Genomic DNA, 15,352 nt, shown 5'->3' on the forward strand with positions numbered 1-15,352 from the left:
AAAAGTAAGCGCTTTATTTTTGTTTTAAAAAAGTAACTGCTCTGGAAAAAGCAGAACTGTTCATTTTCATTTTACGTTATTTAAAGGAAGAGTCAACACTTGCCCATAAATATCTATAAAGGAGTGAATAAATGATATAAATTAGACAATTAGAAGCATTTTTCTAAAAAAACTTCATTTACTACTTGTGAGATTGCTTAGAATCCTTTAAAATAGAATGGGAGAGATTCCGCGATTAGTTTTCGGAGGAAAAAGAAAATGTCCATTAATTGGCAGGAAATTGCATTTCACTTTTTAGGTGGTCTGGGACTATTCTTATATAGTATCAAGACCATGGGGGACGGTTTGCAACAAGCAGCTGGAGATCGTCTTCGATATTACATTGACAAATATACTAGCAATCCTTTCTTTGGAATTTTAGTTGGAATTGGGATGACTGCCCTGATTCAATCGAGTTCAGGTGTTACAGTAATTACAGTTGGTCTGGTTAGTGCCGGACTATTGACCCTGCGTCAGGCTATTGGGATTGTTATGGGAGCCAATATTGGAACAACCGTCACATCCTTTATCATCGGTTTTAAACTGGGAGACTACGCTTTACCGATGCTCTTTCTCGGAGCAGTCTGTCTCTTCTTCACAAAAAATAGAACCATCAATAACATCGGACGAATCCTCTTTGGTGTTGGTGGTATCTTCTTTGCCCTCAATCTTATGAGTGGCGCTATGGAACCCCTTAAGGATTTACAAGTCTTTAAAGACTACATGGTGGAACTTAGTAAAAATCCAATCTTGGGTGTTCTTGTCGGAACAGGTTTAACCCTTCTGATTCAAGCCTCCTCAGCGACCATCGGGATTCTACAAAATCTCTACGCTAGCAATCTGATTGACCTTCAGGGGGCCCTACCAGTTCTCTTTGGAGATAACATTGGAACAACCATCACTGCTATTATCGCTTCTTTGGGTGCTAATATTGCAGCCAAACGTGTGGCCGCAGCCCATGTGGCCTTTAACGTTATCGGGACTGTTATCTGTATTATCTTCCTCGTTCCATTTACAGGCTTAATCCAATGGTTTGAGAGCTTCTTAAATCTCGCTCCAGAAATGACCATCGCCTTCGCCCACGGAACCTTCAACATTACCAATACAATCATTCAGTTTCCATTCATCGGAGCTCTTGCCTTCTTGGTAACCAAGCTTATCCCTGGAGAAGACGAAGTTGTCAAATACGAACCTCTCTACCTTGATGAGCAACTGATCAAACAAGCTCCATCTATCGCTCTTGGAAATGCTAAAAAAGAACTTCTTCACTTGGGTAATTATGCTGCTAAAGCCTTTGACCTCTCTTACGACTATATCATCAACTCTAATGAAAAAGTTGCAGAGAAGGGACATAAGACTGAAGAAGCTATCAATACCATTGATGAAAAATTGACTCGTTACCTCATTAGTTTATCTGGTGAAGCTTTGAGCCAAAAAGAGAGTGAAGTCTTAACAAATATCCTTGACTCTTCACGAGACTTGGAACGTATCGGAGACCACGCAGAAGCCCTGCTTAATCTTAATGATTACTTGCAACGTAAGAATGTTCAATTCTCTAGCTCTGCCTTAGAAGAGTTGGAAGATATTTACCGTCAAACAAGTGAGTTCGTTAAAGATGCTCTCGAAAGTGTAGAGAATAACGACCTCGAGATGGCTGAGTCTCTTATCGAACGTCATGAAGCTATTAACAAGATGGAACGTGTTCTTCGTAAGACCCACATCAAACGTCTTAATAACGGAGAATGTTCTACCCAAGCAGGTGTCAACTTTATCGATATTATTTCACACTACACTCGTGTATCAGACCACGCTATGAACCTTGCTGAAAAGGTTTTGGCTGAACAAATCTAAGATAAAAAAATGCTTTGATTCGAAAGAATCAAAGCATTTTAAATAGCTCTCCAATCATAATGGAAGATGCTGCTGCGCCCTTGTACCTAGCTTCTTCCTTTTGGATAAAGCGGGCTAGATTGACTAGTTCTGGAGCTAGGGTTTTGGGATTTTTAAGTAGTTCAAGAGTGACTAGTCCAGACAGACGCACCGCTAGCAATCGCTCATTGGTACTGGGCAATTGCTTAGCAGTTTCTAGGAGTGCAGCCACTAAATCTTCACTCAAGTTTTGACGGGCATGATTGTAAAGGTCCCGTATCAAGGTTTCTAGGTTTGGTTCTTCCATACCCATAATTTCCATCTTTTCAGTTTAATAATTTTTGATCAAATCTACAGTAGAGCGATCTAATTTTTTAACCAAGGCTTGTAGGAAAGCTTGAGCTTCTAGGAAGTCATCCATTGCATAAAGGGTTTGGTGAGAGTGGATATAACGAGCGCAGACACCAATTGTTGTAGATGGAACACCAGCATTTTTCAGATGAGCTGCTCCTGCATCTGTACCACCTTTTCCACAATAGTATTGGTATTTGATTCCAGCTTCTTCTGCAGTTGTCAAAAGGAAGTCCTTCATACCTGGGAGAAGCAAGTGACCTGGGTCGTAGAAACGAATCAAGGTTCCATCACCAATCTTACCTTGACCACCATAAACATCACCTGCTGGTGAGCAATCCACAGCAAGGAATACTTCTGGATCAAATTTTGTTGTAGAGGCATGGGCACCACGAAGTCCAACTTCTTCTTGGACGTTAGCCCCAAGGTAAAGTTCATTTCCTAGTTTTTGACCTGACAAGTTTTCAGCCAACTCACTAACCATGAGAACACCATAACGGTTATCCCAAGCTTTTGAGATGACATTTTTTTCATTAGCAGTTAGGATTGCGCTACTATCTGGAACAATTGTGTCTCCAGGACGGATACCGAAACTTTCAGCCTCAGCCTTATCCGCAAAACCACCGTCAAAAACGATATCTGAAATAGCTGGCATAGTTGGTCCACCTGTGCCACGAGTCAAATGTGGAGGAACTGAACCCGAAATTACTGGAATCTCACGTCCTTCACGTGTAAAGAGTTTAAAACGTTGGCTGCTGACAACCATAGGGTTCCAACCACCAATGCTGACTACTCGGAAGGTACCGTCTGCTTTGATTTCACTAACCATGAAACCAACTTCATCCATGTGAGAGGCTACCAAAACACGAGGGGCATTTTCAACTTCTGAGTGCTTAACCCCAAAAATACCACCCAAGCCATCAGTCACCACTTCATCCACGTGAGGTGTTAATTTTTCACGAAGATAAGCGCGAACAGGTGCTTCATGACCTGAGATAGCAGAAAGCTCTGTTACTTCTTTGATTTTAGAAAATAATGTTGTCATTTCTATCCCTTCTTTCTTTCAACCATTTTACCACTTTTTATAGGAGAAAGGTAGTAGAAATCAACATTTTAACATCTAACTTATTTACTGTAATAAAAAAGAATCACAAATGTGATTCTTTTATTTTGAATTTCTTTTTAATGAGAAAACATCCGGCACTGGATCTTTACCCTCTTCGGACCAAGGGTGACACCGTAAAATCCGTGCTAAGCCCATCAGAACTCCCTTGGCACCATGCTTTTCGATAGCTTGAATCATGTAGTTCGAACAAGTCGGTTCAAAGCGGCAAGATGGCGGGAAAGCAGGCGAGATAAATCGTTGGTAAAAGCGCACTGGCGCAATTAAAATTTTTTTCATTATTTATTATTGGTTACACCCATGGTGTGTAATTGGCTGATTTCTTTTTTATTAAGACGACGTGATTCTCCTGGACGAAGACCCGTTAAGTCTAGATGTCCAAAACGAGTTCGAGAGAGTTTATCCACTTGAAGGCCAACAGCTTCAAACATCTTTTTAACCTGGTGATTGCGCCCTTCATGGATGGTCAACTGAACAACTGAGCGGTTTTTTACTGGATCTACTTTGAGAATTTCGTAAACAGCTGGTTTAGTCTTCTTGCCATCAATCTCAAGACCACGAGTCAAGGGACGGAGATTTTCTTTGTTAGCAATTCCTTTCACACGCGCAACATAAACCTTGTCAATCTCATTACGAGGGTGAATCATCTCATCTGTAAAGTCACCATCGTTGGTCAAAATCAAGACTCCAGATGTATCCCAGTCCAAGCGACCTACAGGGTAGATACGCTCTTTCACATTAGGCAAGAGATCAACAACAGTTTTACGTCCCTTGTCATCTGTCACACTGGAAATCACTCCACGTGGTTTGTTAAGCAAATAGTAGACCTTTTCTTCGTTGTAGATGGGTTGACCTTCAACCTCAACCTTATCGCCAGACTTAATGGTTGTCGCTAGTTCACGTACTACCTGTCCATTGACGGTTACCAAGCCTTGTTTGATCAACTCTTCTGCTTTTCTCCTACTGGCCACACCTGCGTGGGCAATATACTTATTGATTCTCATCTTCTTCTATCCTTTCACCAAATAATTGGCTTTCTTGTGCTTGAATGTCAAGCTCATCAATCACGGGCAATTCTTCCAAGTGGTTAATGCCCATGTAATCTAGAAAATAATCCGTTGTTACATAGAGATTAGGGCGTCCAAGAACTTCTTTCTTTCCATCTTCTCGTATCAAATCGAAGGCCTGTAACTTAGCTAAGGCTCCGCTCGAATTAACCCCACGAATAGCATCGATTTCTATACGTGTGATAGGTTGCTTATAAGCAATGATAGACAAGGTTTCAAGTGCAGCCCGAGATAGACTCTGGTTGATGGGTGCCTTAGAGTATTCTTTCAAAATGGCTGCAAATTGAGATTTGGTTACCAATCTGTAGGCACCACCTGTCTCAATCAAGTCTAGACTAGAATCCTGATCTTTTTTATACTTTTTGGCTAATTTTTCCAAGCTTTGCTGAATTCCTGTTGGTGGAAGCGATAGGACCTCCGCCAGCTGGCGGACTCTAATGCCATCCTCCCCCGCTACAAACAGGAGCGCTTCTATTTTTGCTAAAGTACTCATACTTCCTCTCTATCAAGCCTGACTTTGCTCTACTTGATTTTCTTCATTCTTTTTCATGAGATAAATATCTCCAAAACTCTCTTTTTGAATCAAGAGAATTTCTTGGGTTTTAATCAACTCCAAGGTTGCTAAAAAGAGTGTAATGACCTCTTGTAAATCCTTGGTTTCTTTAAACAAATCCTGCAAACATAATTGTTGACCTTCAACCAAGGCTTCTCGAACGATGACCATCATATCTTCAATCTTATACTCATCTCGTAAGATTGTTGTGTGACTTTTCGAGAATTCTTCCTTTTTCTTGGTCAGTAAGGTTGAAAAGGCTAAGAAAAGATCAATCGTCGTCTTATCATGCACAAGTTCTGCATCCTCATAGATCAACTCTGTAGGTGCTTTTGAGTAATATTGAGCTCGTTCCTGGTGCTTCACTTCCAACTGCTCTCCCAAAAGTTTAAATTTACGGTATTCTTCAATCTGAGAAAGGAGATCCTGCTCTAGGTCATCCTCTAAATCCGTCACTTCTGCAACCTTGGGCAAGAGCTTGCGACTCTTAATCAGCATCAGTTGGCTAGCCATCACCATGTATTCGCCTGCAACTTCTAAACGCATGGCTTGTAATGTCGAGATATAGGCTAGATATTGCTCGATAACCTCTGTGATCGGCACATCATAGATATCCATCTGATACTTTGAAACCAAGTGTAGGAGCAAGTCCAAAGGCCCTTCAAAATCTTTTAATTTAATATCCATTATCTATATTTTTCTAAGGTCATGACTGTCTTTAATCCTAATTTTTTAGCGATTTCGTACAAGTCAACCTTTTCTTCGATTTGTCTTAATATAAACTGTTCTCTCAATCCTTGGGCAGATAAATCTGAAAGACCTTTTTCCTTTAAAAAAGCTTCCAACTGACGAAAGGCCCATTGACGGGAGTACGGTTTCCCAGCTTTTTCAAAGAGATAGGTCTGCCCCATCAAGGGCTCTAACTCTGCAAGCAAATTTTGGGGAAGGCTCAAGATTCTTTGTTGAGAAGCTTTATTGACTCTCAAAACTTGAAAATCTAGGTTCACATCCCCTGTTTTTAAGGCTAGGATTTCACTCGGCAAGAGGCCCAACTCTACTATTAACAAGGCTAGTAAGCGTCCTTCTGGATAAGCACTTTCTTGCCAGAAAGAACTGAGGTCTAAAAGTTCCGACTTCCCTGGCTTTTTCTCAGCCTGTTTGGGTAATTCCAAACGGTAAAAGGTCCCAATCTTCCCTTTTTGGTACAAAAAGAAGAGAAATTGATTGCAAGCAGAAACTTTCCGCTTTTGGGCACTCATTTTAAAATTTGATAATTGAGCTTGGTAGATTTTTAAACTTGTCTCAGAGATTCGTTCTCCAATAAGATCTAAAAACTGCTCCAAGTCATACTTATAAGACTGTTTAGAATTACTAGATAGATTTTGCTTTTCTTCTAAAAATACTGAAATCCATTCTCTCATTTGCTTCGAATCTCATATTCCTTACTAAAATCATGCAGAAGGGCATTGACAGCCTTAAGGATTGATTTCCGTGTAATAATCCCTTGGAAAATTCCATCCTTATCAACGACTGGTAGGAAAGATTCATCCACTAACTTATGTAAAACATCTGTCAATGTATAATCTGGATCTACCACTGCAACGTCCTTCTTGGCCATGTGTACGATATCCGTATCTGCCATAGCTTCTTGACTCAATCCCTGCTCCATCTGGTAGGCAAGGATATCTCTAAGACCAATAGTTCCGACGAATTTTTTCTCATCAGTCACGACTGGCACTCTGGTATAGGTCATCTGGCTAAGGAGGAGAATTGCATGATCTGCATTGTGAGTATCAATGAGCACAGCCAAATTTTCAGCAGGAGTTAAAAAGGTTTCCTCTTGCTCCAGTAAAAACTGTTCAAACTCTTTGGCAATCATCGAGCAAACTCCTTGGATAAGCCTGGATAGACCTCATGGTTCCGTGTCAAAAAGTCCACTTTAAAGTAGCTATCATCAATCTCTACACGGGCATAGAGACATTCTCTGATGGTCCCACGTGGTTGACTAATAGAACCAGGATTTAGGAAAAGGGTCTTCCCTTCCATCCAAGCATTTGGAACATGCAAGTGCCCATAAAGACAGATATCTGCATCTTCCTCTTGAGCCCAAAAATCAAGCTTTTGGAAATTGAAGTTAATATCAAACAAATGTCCATGAGTCTGGATAATCTTGGTAGGACCCAGTTGAGTCACCAAACGTTCTGGATAGTCTGAATAAAAGTCCATGTTTCCTCTGACTACTTGGATTCCTTCCCAGAGGGGTGAGTCTGGGCGAAGTTCCGAGTCACCATCATGAAAAATGGCATCAACTTTCCCCAGATAGCGGTCACGGATTTCTTCTACAATTAAGCTATCTCCGTGGGAGTCACTCATTACAATGATGGTTTGCTTTGCCATGATGGAAATACCTCCAAAAGTTTCTTAACGGCTAAGGCACGGTGGGATTGACTATTTTTTTCTTCGAGGGTTAATTCAGCTGATGATTTACCAGTTTCTCCTACTAAGAAGAGTGGATCATAACCAAAACCATTTTCACCCTTAGGTTCAAAGTTAATGTAGCCTGGCCAGTCAGCTTCGACAACCAAGCTTTCCTTACCTGGGCTAGCTACGACCAGGGTTGTATGGAATTGAGCTGAACGGTCCTTTAGTTCAAAGACCATAGCTAATTCGTGCAAGAGTTTAGCATTATTTTCCTGGTCAGTGGCTCCCACTCCTGCGAAGCGAGCTGACCAGACACCTGGTAGGCCACCAAGCACATCGACTTTAAGACCAGAATCATCTGCTAGAACCATCTTTCCTGTTAATTTAGAAATAGTTTCAGCCTTGAGGCGAGCATTTTCTTCAAAGGTCATACCTGTTTCTGCTACTTCAGGTAGGTCTGGATAATCATTTAGATTTTCTACGTCATAGCCTAGTTTGTCAAAGATAGCTCGAAATTCCTTGGTCTTGCCCTCGTTACGAGTTGCAATCAACAAGGTTTCTCTGACTTTATTTGTCTCGAAAAAGTCTTGAACATTGACTCCTTCTTTAGGCAATTCTACATGCAGAAGTTGTCCATTTTCAACTAAGAGCAAGGCACCCTGACGTTGAATAACTTCTAAGTTTCGGTCCGCTTCTTGGTTGAGAATATCTACCACAAAAGAGAGTAAGCGGTAGGCTGAACCATATCGTAAAACGGTAACTGAAAGCGGAAACCCTCGCTCCTCATCTCGAAAGATTTTGGCCAAATCAAATAGCGGAAACTCTAACTCATCATCCGTCAAAGTCCGAATGCCACCAAAAACACTGTAGGATCCAACATACCAGTCTTGGTCATCCTTGTATTCATAAATTTTGTTTGTCATAATGTTACATGCTCCACATGAATATCTCTTTCCAGCCATTCTGCTCCGATTTGAGCAAAACTTTGGCTATTTGCAGTTGTGTAAAAACGGTGTTGAAGTGGTGCCGCATCTCGACTACGATTAATCTCAAAATAATTGAGTAGGACCGAGATATCGCGAACACACTCCGCTCCACTATCGATTAGTTGTACCTTAGGGCCCATGACATTTTGGATGATAGGTCTGAGGAGCGGATAATGAGTACAACCTAAAATCAAGCTATCCACTTTTCCAACCAAAGGACGTAGGGTTTCGTATACGACTTTCTTGGTCACACTGGTCGATAGAGCACCTGACTCGACCAAAGGAGCAAATTTGGGGCAAGCCAGACTTTCAACCTGCAAATCTGGATCCAAGTCATGAATCTTTTGACGATAGATATCTGATTGTACGGTCATCGGTGTTCCAATCACTCCGATTTTCCCACCCTGACTTGCTTTGATAGCTGCTGAAGCACCAGGCAAAATCACTCCAAGAACAGGAATATCAAGTTTGGATTTGATTTCTTCCCAGACGACTGCTGTTGCTGTATTACAAGCAATGACAATCATCTTGACATCCTTGGTCAAAAGAAAGTTGACCAACTGCCAAGTATATTCACGAATTTGCTCAGCAGGACGAGGGCCATATGGCGCCCGTGCCGAATCTCCAATATAGACGATTTCTTCATGAGGAAGCTGACGCATGAGCTCACGCACAACAGTCAAGCCCCCAACACCAGAGTCCAAAAAACCGATTGGTCGATTATCCATATAGTCTTCTTTCTAGTCTTATTATTCTGATTGATAGTTCATTATCATTACATTTCTTACTGAAATTTCCGACCGACTGATTCGTCATCAGTTGTCTCCAACTTAATCATAATCAAATATCAATAGAATGCAAGGAAAAAGTCTTAGTTCTAAATATCAGTTGAACATAGTGAGAAGTCTGGAACTTTCATCCCAGACTTTTCCTATTTATTTCTTTTTATTGTTAGCGAGGGCTGCTTTTTGTTGGCGAATGATTTGGTGGTACACTTGTTGTACCTTAGCTTCGCTTGGTTTTTGACCATTTGCACTCAACAGAGTACGAACTGCTTCTGCATTCAAACGTGGGTTATCAGCAAATTCTTTTTCGATTTGCTTGCGCACCAAGTACATTCCTCCAAGTGCTCCACCAAGAAAAGCTAAAACAATCAAGACAATTGCTAAAATAAGGTCCATAATATTTCTCCTGTTTCTTTTTGAATCTTCTATATTATACCATAAAGTCCCACGCCTGACTAGTTTGATTTACGCTTCCAAAAGGGTAGGGCATTACTCAAATTCTTTTTCTACTCTAATCTTTTTTAATTCAATAAAATAAAAAAAAGAACTAAAATTTGGTAAAATAATTCAGTTTTTCCGAAAAAACCTTGCAATGGTTGGATTTATTTGCTATATTAAGATTATACAAATCAAAGGAAACATCTTTCTGCAAGGCTTATTTTTTTTACCAAAAAATGTATGCGCTTACAGATTTGAGAAAGGAGTTTTTATGGAGAAGAGCTATTGGGAAAAATCCTGTAAGTATAGTATCCGAAAGTTGACCGTTGGAACTGCTTCTGTTCTACTGGGAGCTGTTTTTCTAGCAACACAGAATGTAGCTGCTGATAGCCTCGAAGTGAAGGACAATCAAACGAATGTTAGTGAGACGACGGTTAAAGTAGATGTCAAAGTAGAGGAACCAAGTCAAGCAAAGACGGAGAATCAGCCAAGCACAGACACTCATCCTTCTACTGAATTAGCTGACAAAGAGGTAAAACCTGAAAAGGAATTACCTCAAACACATCATCAATCAGAGACTAACGCTGTAGTTGAACCTTCTGAAAATAAGGAGAGTGAAAAGCCCGAACTTCCTATGACTAAGCAAGAAAACTATCAACTTCATTACGACCAACCAACTGCTCCTTCTTATGACGGCTGGGAAAAACAAGCCTTGCCTGTCGGAAACGGTGAAATGGGGGCTAAGGTTTTTGGATTAATCGGTGAAGAAAGAATCCAATACAATGAAAAAACTCTCTGGTCTGGTGGGCCACAACCTGATAGCACTGACTACAATGGAGGGAACTATCAGGACCGCTATAAGGTTTTGGCAGAAATTCGTAAAGCCTTGGAAGAAGGAAACCGCCAAAAAGCCAAACAATTGGCAGAGCGCAACCTAGTGGGTCCAAACAATGCTCAGTATGGTCGTTACCTATCTTTTGGTGATATCTTCATGGTCTTTAACAACCAAAAGAAAGGCTTGGAGAACGTTACCGACTATCGTCGTGGCTTAGATATTTCTGAAGCTATCACAACTACCTCTTATACTCAAGATGGGACAAGTTTCAAACGAGAAACCTTCTCTAGTTATCCAGATGACGTCACTGTTACCCATTTGACTAAAAAGGGAGATAAGACGCTTGATTTTACACTTTTGAATAGCTTGACTGAAGATTTGATTGCTAATGGAGATTATTCTTGGGAGAATTCTAAATACAAACAAGGGACTGTTAGCGTTGATTCTAATGGTATTTTACTCAAGGGAACTGTCAAAGACAACGGTCTTAAATTTGCCTCTTATCTTGGTATCAAAACAGACGGACAAGTCACTGCTCAAGATGGTTATTTGACAGTTACAGGAGCAAGTTATGCAACACTGCTACTCAGCGCCAAGACTAATTTTGCTCAAAATCCGAAAACCAACTACCGCAAGGATATTGATGTAGAAAAGACTGTCAAATCTATCGTAGAAGCTGCCAAAGCCAAAAACTATGAGACTCTGAAAAATGACCACATCAAGGATTACCAAAGTCTTTTCAATCGTGTTCAACTAAACCTCGGCGGTAGCAAGTCTAATCAAACTACAAAAGAAGCTCTTCAAACCTATAATCCAACAAAAGGACAAAAACTAGAAGAACTCTTCTTCCAATACGGACGTTATCTACTCATCAGTTCTTCTCGTGACCGGACAGATGCCCTTCCTGCCAACTTGCAAGGAGTCTGGAATGCTGTAGACAATCCACCTTGGAATTCTGACTACCACCTCAATGTCAACCTACAAATGAACTACTGGCCTGCCTACATGAACAATCTTGCAGAAACGGCTAAGCCAATGATCAATTATATCGATGATATGCGTTACTATGGCCGTATCGCTGCTAAAGAATATGCAGGTATCGAGTCCAAAGAAGGTCAAGAAAACGGTTGGCTGGTTCATACCCAGGCGACACCATTTGGCTGGACTACTCCTGGTTGGAACTACTATTGGGGTTGGTCTCCAGCTGCCAATGCTTGGATGATGCAGAACGTCTATGACTACTACAAATTCACCAAGGATGAAACTTATCTCAAAGAAAAGATTTATCCAATGCTCAAGGAAACAGCTAAGTTCTGGAACTCCTTCTTGCACTACGACAAGGCCAGTGACCGTTGGGTTTCTTCTCCATCTTACTCGCCAGAGCACGGAACTATCACGATTGGGAATACCTTTGACCAATCTCTAGTTTGGCAGTTATTCCATGATTATATGGAAGCAGCCAATCATCTCAATGTCGACCAAGATTTGGTGACAGAAGTGAAGGCTAAATTTGACAAGCTCAAACCACTTCATATCAACCAAGATGGCCGAATCAAGGAATGGTACGAAGAAGACAGTCCTCAATTCACTAATGAAGGAATTGAAAACCATCACCGTCACGTTTCTCATCTGGTTGGGCTCTTCCCAGGAACCTTATTTGGCAAAGATCAGCCTGAATATCTGGAAGCAGCACGCGCAACCCTAAACCATCGTGGAGATGGTGGTACCGGTTGGTCTAAGGCTAATAAAATCAACCTCTGGGCTCGTCTCCTAGATGGAAATCGTGCCCATCGTTTGCTGGCAGAACAACTCAGATCCTCAACTCTAGAAAACCTCTGGGATACGCACGCGCCTTTCCAAATTGATGGGAACTTTGGTGCAACCAGCGGTATGGCAGAAATGCTCCTTCAATCTCACACAGGCTACATTGCCCCATTACCAGCCCTTCCAGATGCATGGAAAGATGGTCAAGTCTCAGGTCTAGTAGCTCGTGGTAACTTTGAAGTCAGCATGAAATGGAAAGAAAAAAATCTTGAAACCCTATCTTTCCTTTCTAATGTTGGTGGAGACTTAGTCGTAGACTATCCAAATATCGAAGCTAGCCTTATCAAGGTTAACGGTAAGGAAGTACAAGCTACCCGCATCAAAGACAACCGCATTCAACTTGCTACTCAAAAGGGCGATGTCATTACCTTTGAAAACTTCCCTGGCCGTATTACTCGTCTGACTGCCCAACGAAAAGATTCAACAACTGCTGAACTCAACTTTAATGCAGTCGAGGGAGCAACTCACTATATTATTCGTCGAGAAAGCAAGGATGAAAATAGTCAAAACTCTACCGTCCGTGAGTTTACAACCAACCAAACTCACTTCGTCGATCGTTCTATTGATTCAAGCCACGCTTATACATATACAGTCCAAGCAGTTTTAGGAGAGCACTCAACATCTATTTCAGATACCGCTTCAATCTCAGCTTTTAGTGAGCTAATGGACGATCGTGACTCTCGCATTCAGTATGGTGCTGCCTTTGGAGATTGGTCTGACTCAGAACTCTTTGGCGGAACAGAAAAATACGCCGATATCTCAAATGGGAACTATTCCGATAAGGAGGCAACAGCAACCATTCCTTTCAATGGACCTGGTATTGAAATTTACGGACTCAAGTCTTCTCAATTAGGACTTGCTGAGGTTACCATCGATGGCAAATCTGTTGGTGAGCTTGACTTCTATACGGCTGGAGCTACTGAAAAGGGTGTCCTAATCGGTCGTTATACAAATCTATCTTCAGGCCCTCACCTTATGACTATCACTGTTAAGCGTGAACATAAGGGACGTGGAAGTGAACGCTCAAAAATTTCCTTAGACTACTTCAAGGTCTTCCCAGGACAAGGAGGAACAGTAGAAAAGATAGATGATCGTGATTCTCGTATCCAGTACGGCTCAGCATTTAAAGACTGGACTGATGCGGAACTCTATGCTTCTACAGAGAAATATGCAGATATTAATGCAGACGATAGTCTTGCTCCTGAAGCAACTGCAAGAATCCCATTCTCTGGTACAGGTATTCGTATCTATGGTCTGAAAACTTCAGCTCTTGGCAAGGCACTTGTGACACTCGATGGAAAAGAAATGCCGAGCCTTGACTTCTACACTGCCGGAGCTACCGAAAAAGGAGCTTTGATTGGTGAATTCACTAATCTAGCAGACGGCGATCACGTTCTAACTTTAAAAGTGGACCCAGATTCTCCAGACGGTAGAAAGAAAATCTCCCTGGACTCATTCGATATTCTAAAAGCTCCATCAGTATCATTAGATACACCAAGCCTCGAACCTATAAAGGTAGAAGATAAGAAAGTAACACTAACTTTACCAACTGGTAACTGGGATGCTGTAGCTGTGACATTCCCTGGTATTACGGATTCCCTAGTCTTAAGAAAAGTCGATGATAATCATCTTGTCACTTCTGGCGAACAAACTGTATTAAGCATAAAGGATAACAAGATTCAAATCGACATCCCTGAAACTACGGACCGTAAATCCGGCAATCCAATAGAAGCTTATGCTATCCTAGGAGAAACACGAAGCAGTACTATTGTAACAGTCTTTCCAAAAAGGGAAACTGCACCTGTAGAAGAGCAAGTTGTTACAAGCAAAGGTGACGAGTCTGCTCCAGTAGTAACCATCCCTGAATATACTGACCCAATTGGAACTGCGGGAGAACAGGAACCTCCTATCGTGGATATTCCTGAATACACTGAGTCTATCGGAACCGTAGGGGAACAGGAAGCGCCTGTCGTAGATATTCCTGAATATGCTGGGCCTATCGGTACTGCAGGGGAACAAGCGGCTCCTATCGTAGATATTCCTGAATATACTAAGCCTATCGGTGCTGCAGGGGATCAGGAAGCGCCTGTCGTAGATATTCCTGAATATGCTGGGCCTATCGGTACTGCAAGCGATCAGGCAGCTCCTAGCGTAGATATCCCTGAATACACTGGGCCTATCGGTACTGCAAGCGATCAGGCAGCTCCTAGCGTAGATATCCCTGAATACACTGGGCCTATCGGTACTGCGAGCGACCAAGCGGCTCCTATCGTGGATATTCCTGAATACACTGGCCCTATCGGTACTGCGAGCGACCAAGCGGCTCCTATCATCTCTCTTCCTGAGTTTAAACTCAAAGCCTTAAAAGACCAGGCTACCGGAGTTCAAGTCATCAGTGGAGCAACTGAGCTAGGTGAAGCAAGTTATCTTGAAATCCAGAAAGTAGACAAGCAAGAACTCTTGGGCAAGAAATATGATGCCTACAACATTCAACTCAAGAATGAAAATGGTCAACCAATCCAAGCAAAAGGTGCTGTACTGGTTCGATTACCAATTTCTGGTACAGTCCAGGAATTCTATCGTTTCAATTCAGAAAAAGACTTGAAATCACAAGATTTCACAATTCGTGATGGCATGCTTGAGTTTCTCACCCTTGATTTGACTACTTATGCTATCATCTACAGGACTGAAACAGAAGCCCAACAACCAAGCTCAAGTCAAGTCGAAGAAGCTAGTCCATTAGCTAATAAAAACCAGTTCAATGGTGAAAATTCTACAAATGACAAGCAGCTTCCTGCTACTGGAGAAGAGTCTAGCCCACTCCTCTTCATGGCAAGTCTCAGTCTAGCCTTAACTGCTGCCTTCTTGCTTAAAGGCAAAAAAGAGTGATCCCAATAAATCTATAAAGATTTAGATAAATAGAAAAAGGATGAGTAAATTACTCATCCTTTTGATTTATTTCAGAGTATTTTAAAATAAACTAAAAAGCCAGTTATAAATCCAGTTAAAAATCGAATATAACAAATTCAAAAGGAATTCATAAAAAATAAAACAAATGTGA

14 protein-coding genes are annotated in these 15,352 nt (G+C 41.4%); 2 read left to right on the forward strand and 12 right to left on the reverse strand.

Annotated features, from left to right (window positions below; genetic code table 11):
* Window positions 1-258 precede the first annotated feature (258 nt).
* On the forward strand, window positions 259-1,890 hold the full coding sequence (locus HW271_RS07330; RefSeq protein WP_178895464.1) for a Na/Pi cotransporter family protein: 1,632 nt from the start codon (window positions 259-261) through the stop codon (window positions 1,888-1,890).
* A gap of 28 nt (window positions 1,891-1,918) precedes the next feature.
* Here HW271_RS07330 and HW271_RS07335 read toward each other — a convergent pair whose 3' ends face one another.
* The 12 genes from HW271_RS07335 to HW271_RS07390 form a co-directional block, all read right to left on the reverse strand.
* Window positions 1,919-2,215, reverse strand: a complete 297-nt coding sequence (locus HW271_RS07335; protein ID WP_178895662.1) for a bacteriocin immunity protein — start codon at window positions 2,213-2,215, stop codon at window positions 1,919-1,921.
* A gap of 24 nt (window positions 2,216-2,239) precedes the next feature.
* Complete coding sequence (pepA, locus tag HW271_RS07340) at window positions 2,240-3,304, reverse strand: glutamyl aminopeptidase (RefSeq protein WP_178895465.1); 1,065 nt, start codon at window positions 3,302-3,304, stop codon at window positions 2,240-2,242.
* 120 nt (window positions 3,305-3,424) lie between these two features.
* On the reverse strand, window positions 3,425-3,661 hold the full coding sequence (gene yidD / locus HW271_RS07345; protein ID WP_016466835.1) for a membrane protein insertion efficiency factor YidD: 237 nt from the start codon (window positions 3,659-3,661) through the stop codon (window positions 3,425-3,427).
* Window positions 3,661-4,386 (reverse strand): pseudouridine synthase, encoded by a 726-nt coding sequence (locus tag HW271_RS07350; RefSeq protein WP_178895466.1) that lies wholly within the window; start codon window positions 4,384-4,386, stop codon window positions 3,661-3,663. Before HW271_RS07350 ends, yidD begins: the two co-directional genes overlap by 1 nt.
* Complete coding sequence (scpB, locus tag HW271_RS07355; protein WP_178895467.1) at window positions 4,373-4,942, reverse strand: SMC-Scp complex subunit ScpB; 570 nt, start codon at window positions 4,940-4,942, stop codon at window positions 4,373-4,375. The genes HW271_RS07350 and scpB overlap by 14 nt, the downstream gene beginning before the upstream one ends.
* A 12-nt stretch (window positions 4,943-4,954) precedes the next feature.
* Window positions 4,955-5,689, reverse strand: coding sequence for a segregation/condensation protein A (locus HW271_RS07360; protein WP_016466838.1), 735 nt, complete (start codon window positions 5,687-5,689; stop codon window positions 4,955-4,957).
* Window positions 5,689-6,423 carry a site-specific tyrosine recombinase XerD gene (xerD, locus tag HW271_RS07365; RefSeq protein WP_178895468.1) on the reverse strand — a complete coding sequence of 245 codons (735 nt, stop codon included), beginning with the start codon at window positions 6,421-6,423 and terminating at the stop codon, window positions 5,689-5,691. Before xerD ends, HW271_RS07360 begins: the two co-directional genes overlap by 1 nt.
* Window positions 6,420-6,881, reverse strand: coding sequence for a cyclic-di-AMP-binding protein CbpB (cbpB, locus tag HW271_RS07370; RefSeq protein ID WP_178895469.1), 462 nt, complete (start codon window positions 6,879-6,881; stop codon window positions 6,420-6,422). The genes xerD and cbpB overlap by 4 nt, the downstream gene beginning before the upstream one ends.
* Window positions 6,878-7,399, reverse strand: a complete 522-nt coding sequence (locus HW271_RS07375) for a metallophosphoesterase (RefSeq protein ID WP_004251713.1) — start codon at window positions 7,397-7,399, stop codon at window positions 6,878-6,880. The genes cbpB and HW271_RS07375 overlap by 4 nt, the downstream gene beginning before the upstream one ends.
* Window positions 7,375-8,346, reverse strand: coding sequence for a nucleoside-triphosphate diphosphatase (locus HW271_RS07380; RefSeq protein ID WP_178895470.1), 972 nt, complete (start codon window positions 8,344-8,346; stop codon window positions 7,375-7,377). The genes HW271_RS07375 and HW271_RS07380 overlap by 25 nt, the downstream gene beginning before the upstream one ends.
* A complete protein-coding gene (gene racE / locus HW271_RS07385) occupies window positions 8,343-9,137 on the reverse strand; it encodes a glutamate racemase (RefSeq protein WP_045614644.1) in 795 nt (264 codons plus the stop codon). Before racE ends, HW271_RS07380 begins: the two co-directional genes overlap by 4 nt.
* Window positions 9,138-9,344: 207 nt before the next feature.
* Window positions 9,345-9,590 carry a YneF family protein gene (locus HW271_RS07390; protein WP_004251708.1) on the reverse strand — a complete coding sequence of 82 codons (246 nt, stop codon included), beginning with the start codon at window positions 9,588-9,590 and terminating at the stop codon, window positions 9,345-9,347.
* Window positions 9,591-9,903: 313 nt separating this feature from the next.
* Between HW271_RS07390 and HW271_RS07395 the strand changes: the two genes are divergently transcribed.
* Complete coding sequence (locus HW271_RS07395; protein WP_178895471.1) at window positions 9,904-15,180, forward strand: SIALI-17 repeat-containing surface protein; 5,277 nt, start codon at window positions 9,904-9,906, stop codon at window positions 15,178-15,180.
* Window positions 15,181-15,352: the final 172 nt, after the last annotated feature.

It is taken from the genome of Streptococcus sp. oral taxon 061 (assembly GCF_013394695.1).
Classification (GTDB): domain Bacteria; phylum Bacillota; class Bacilli; order Lactobacillales; family Streptococcaceae; genus Streptococcus.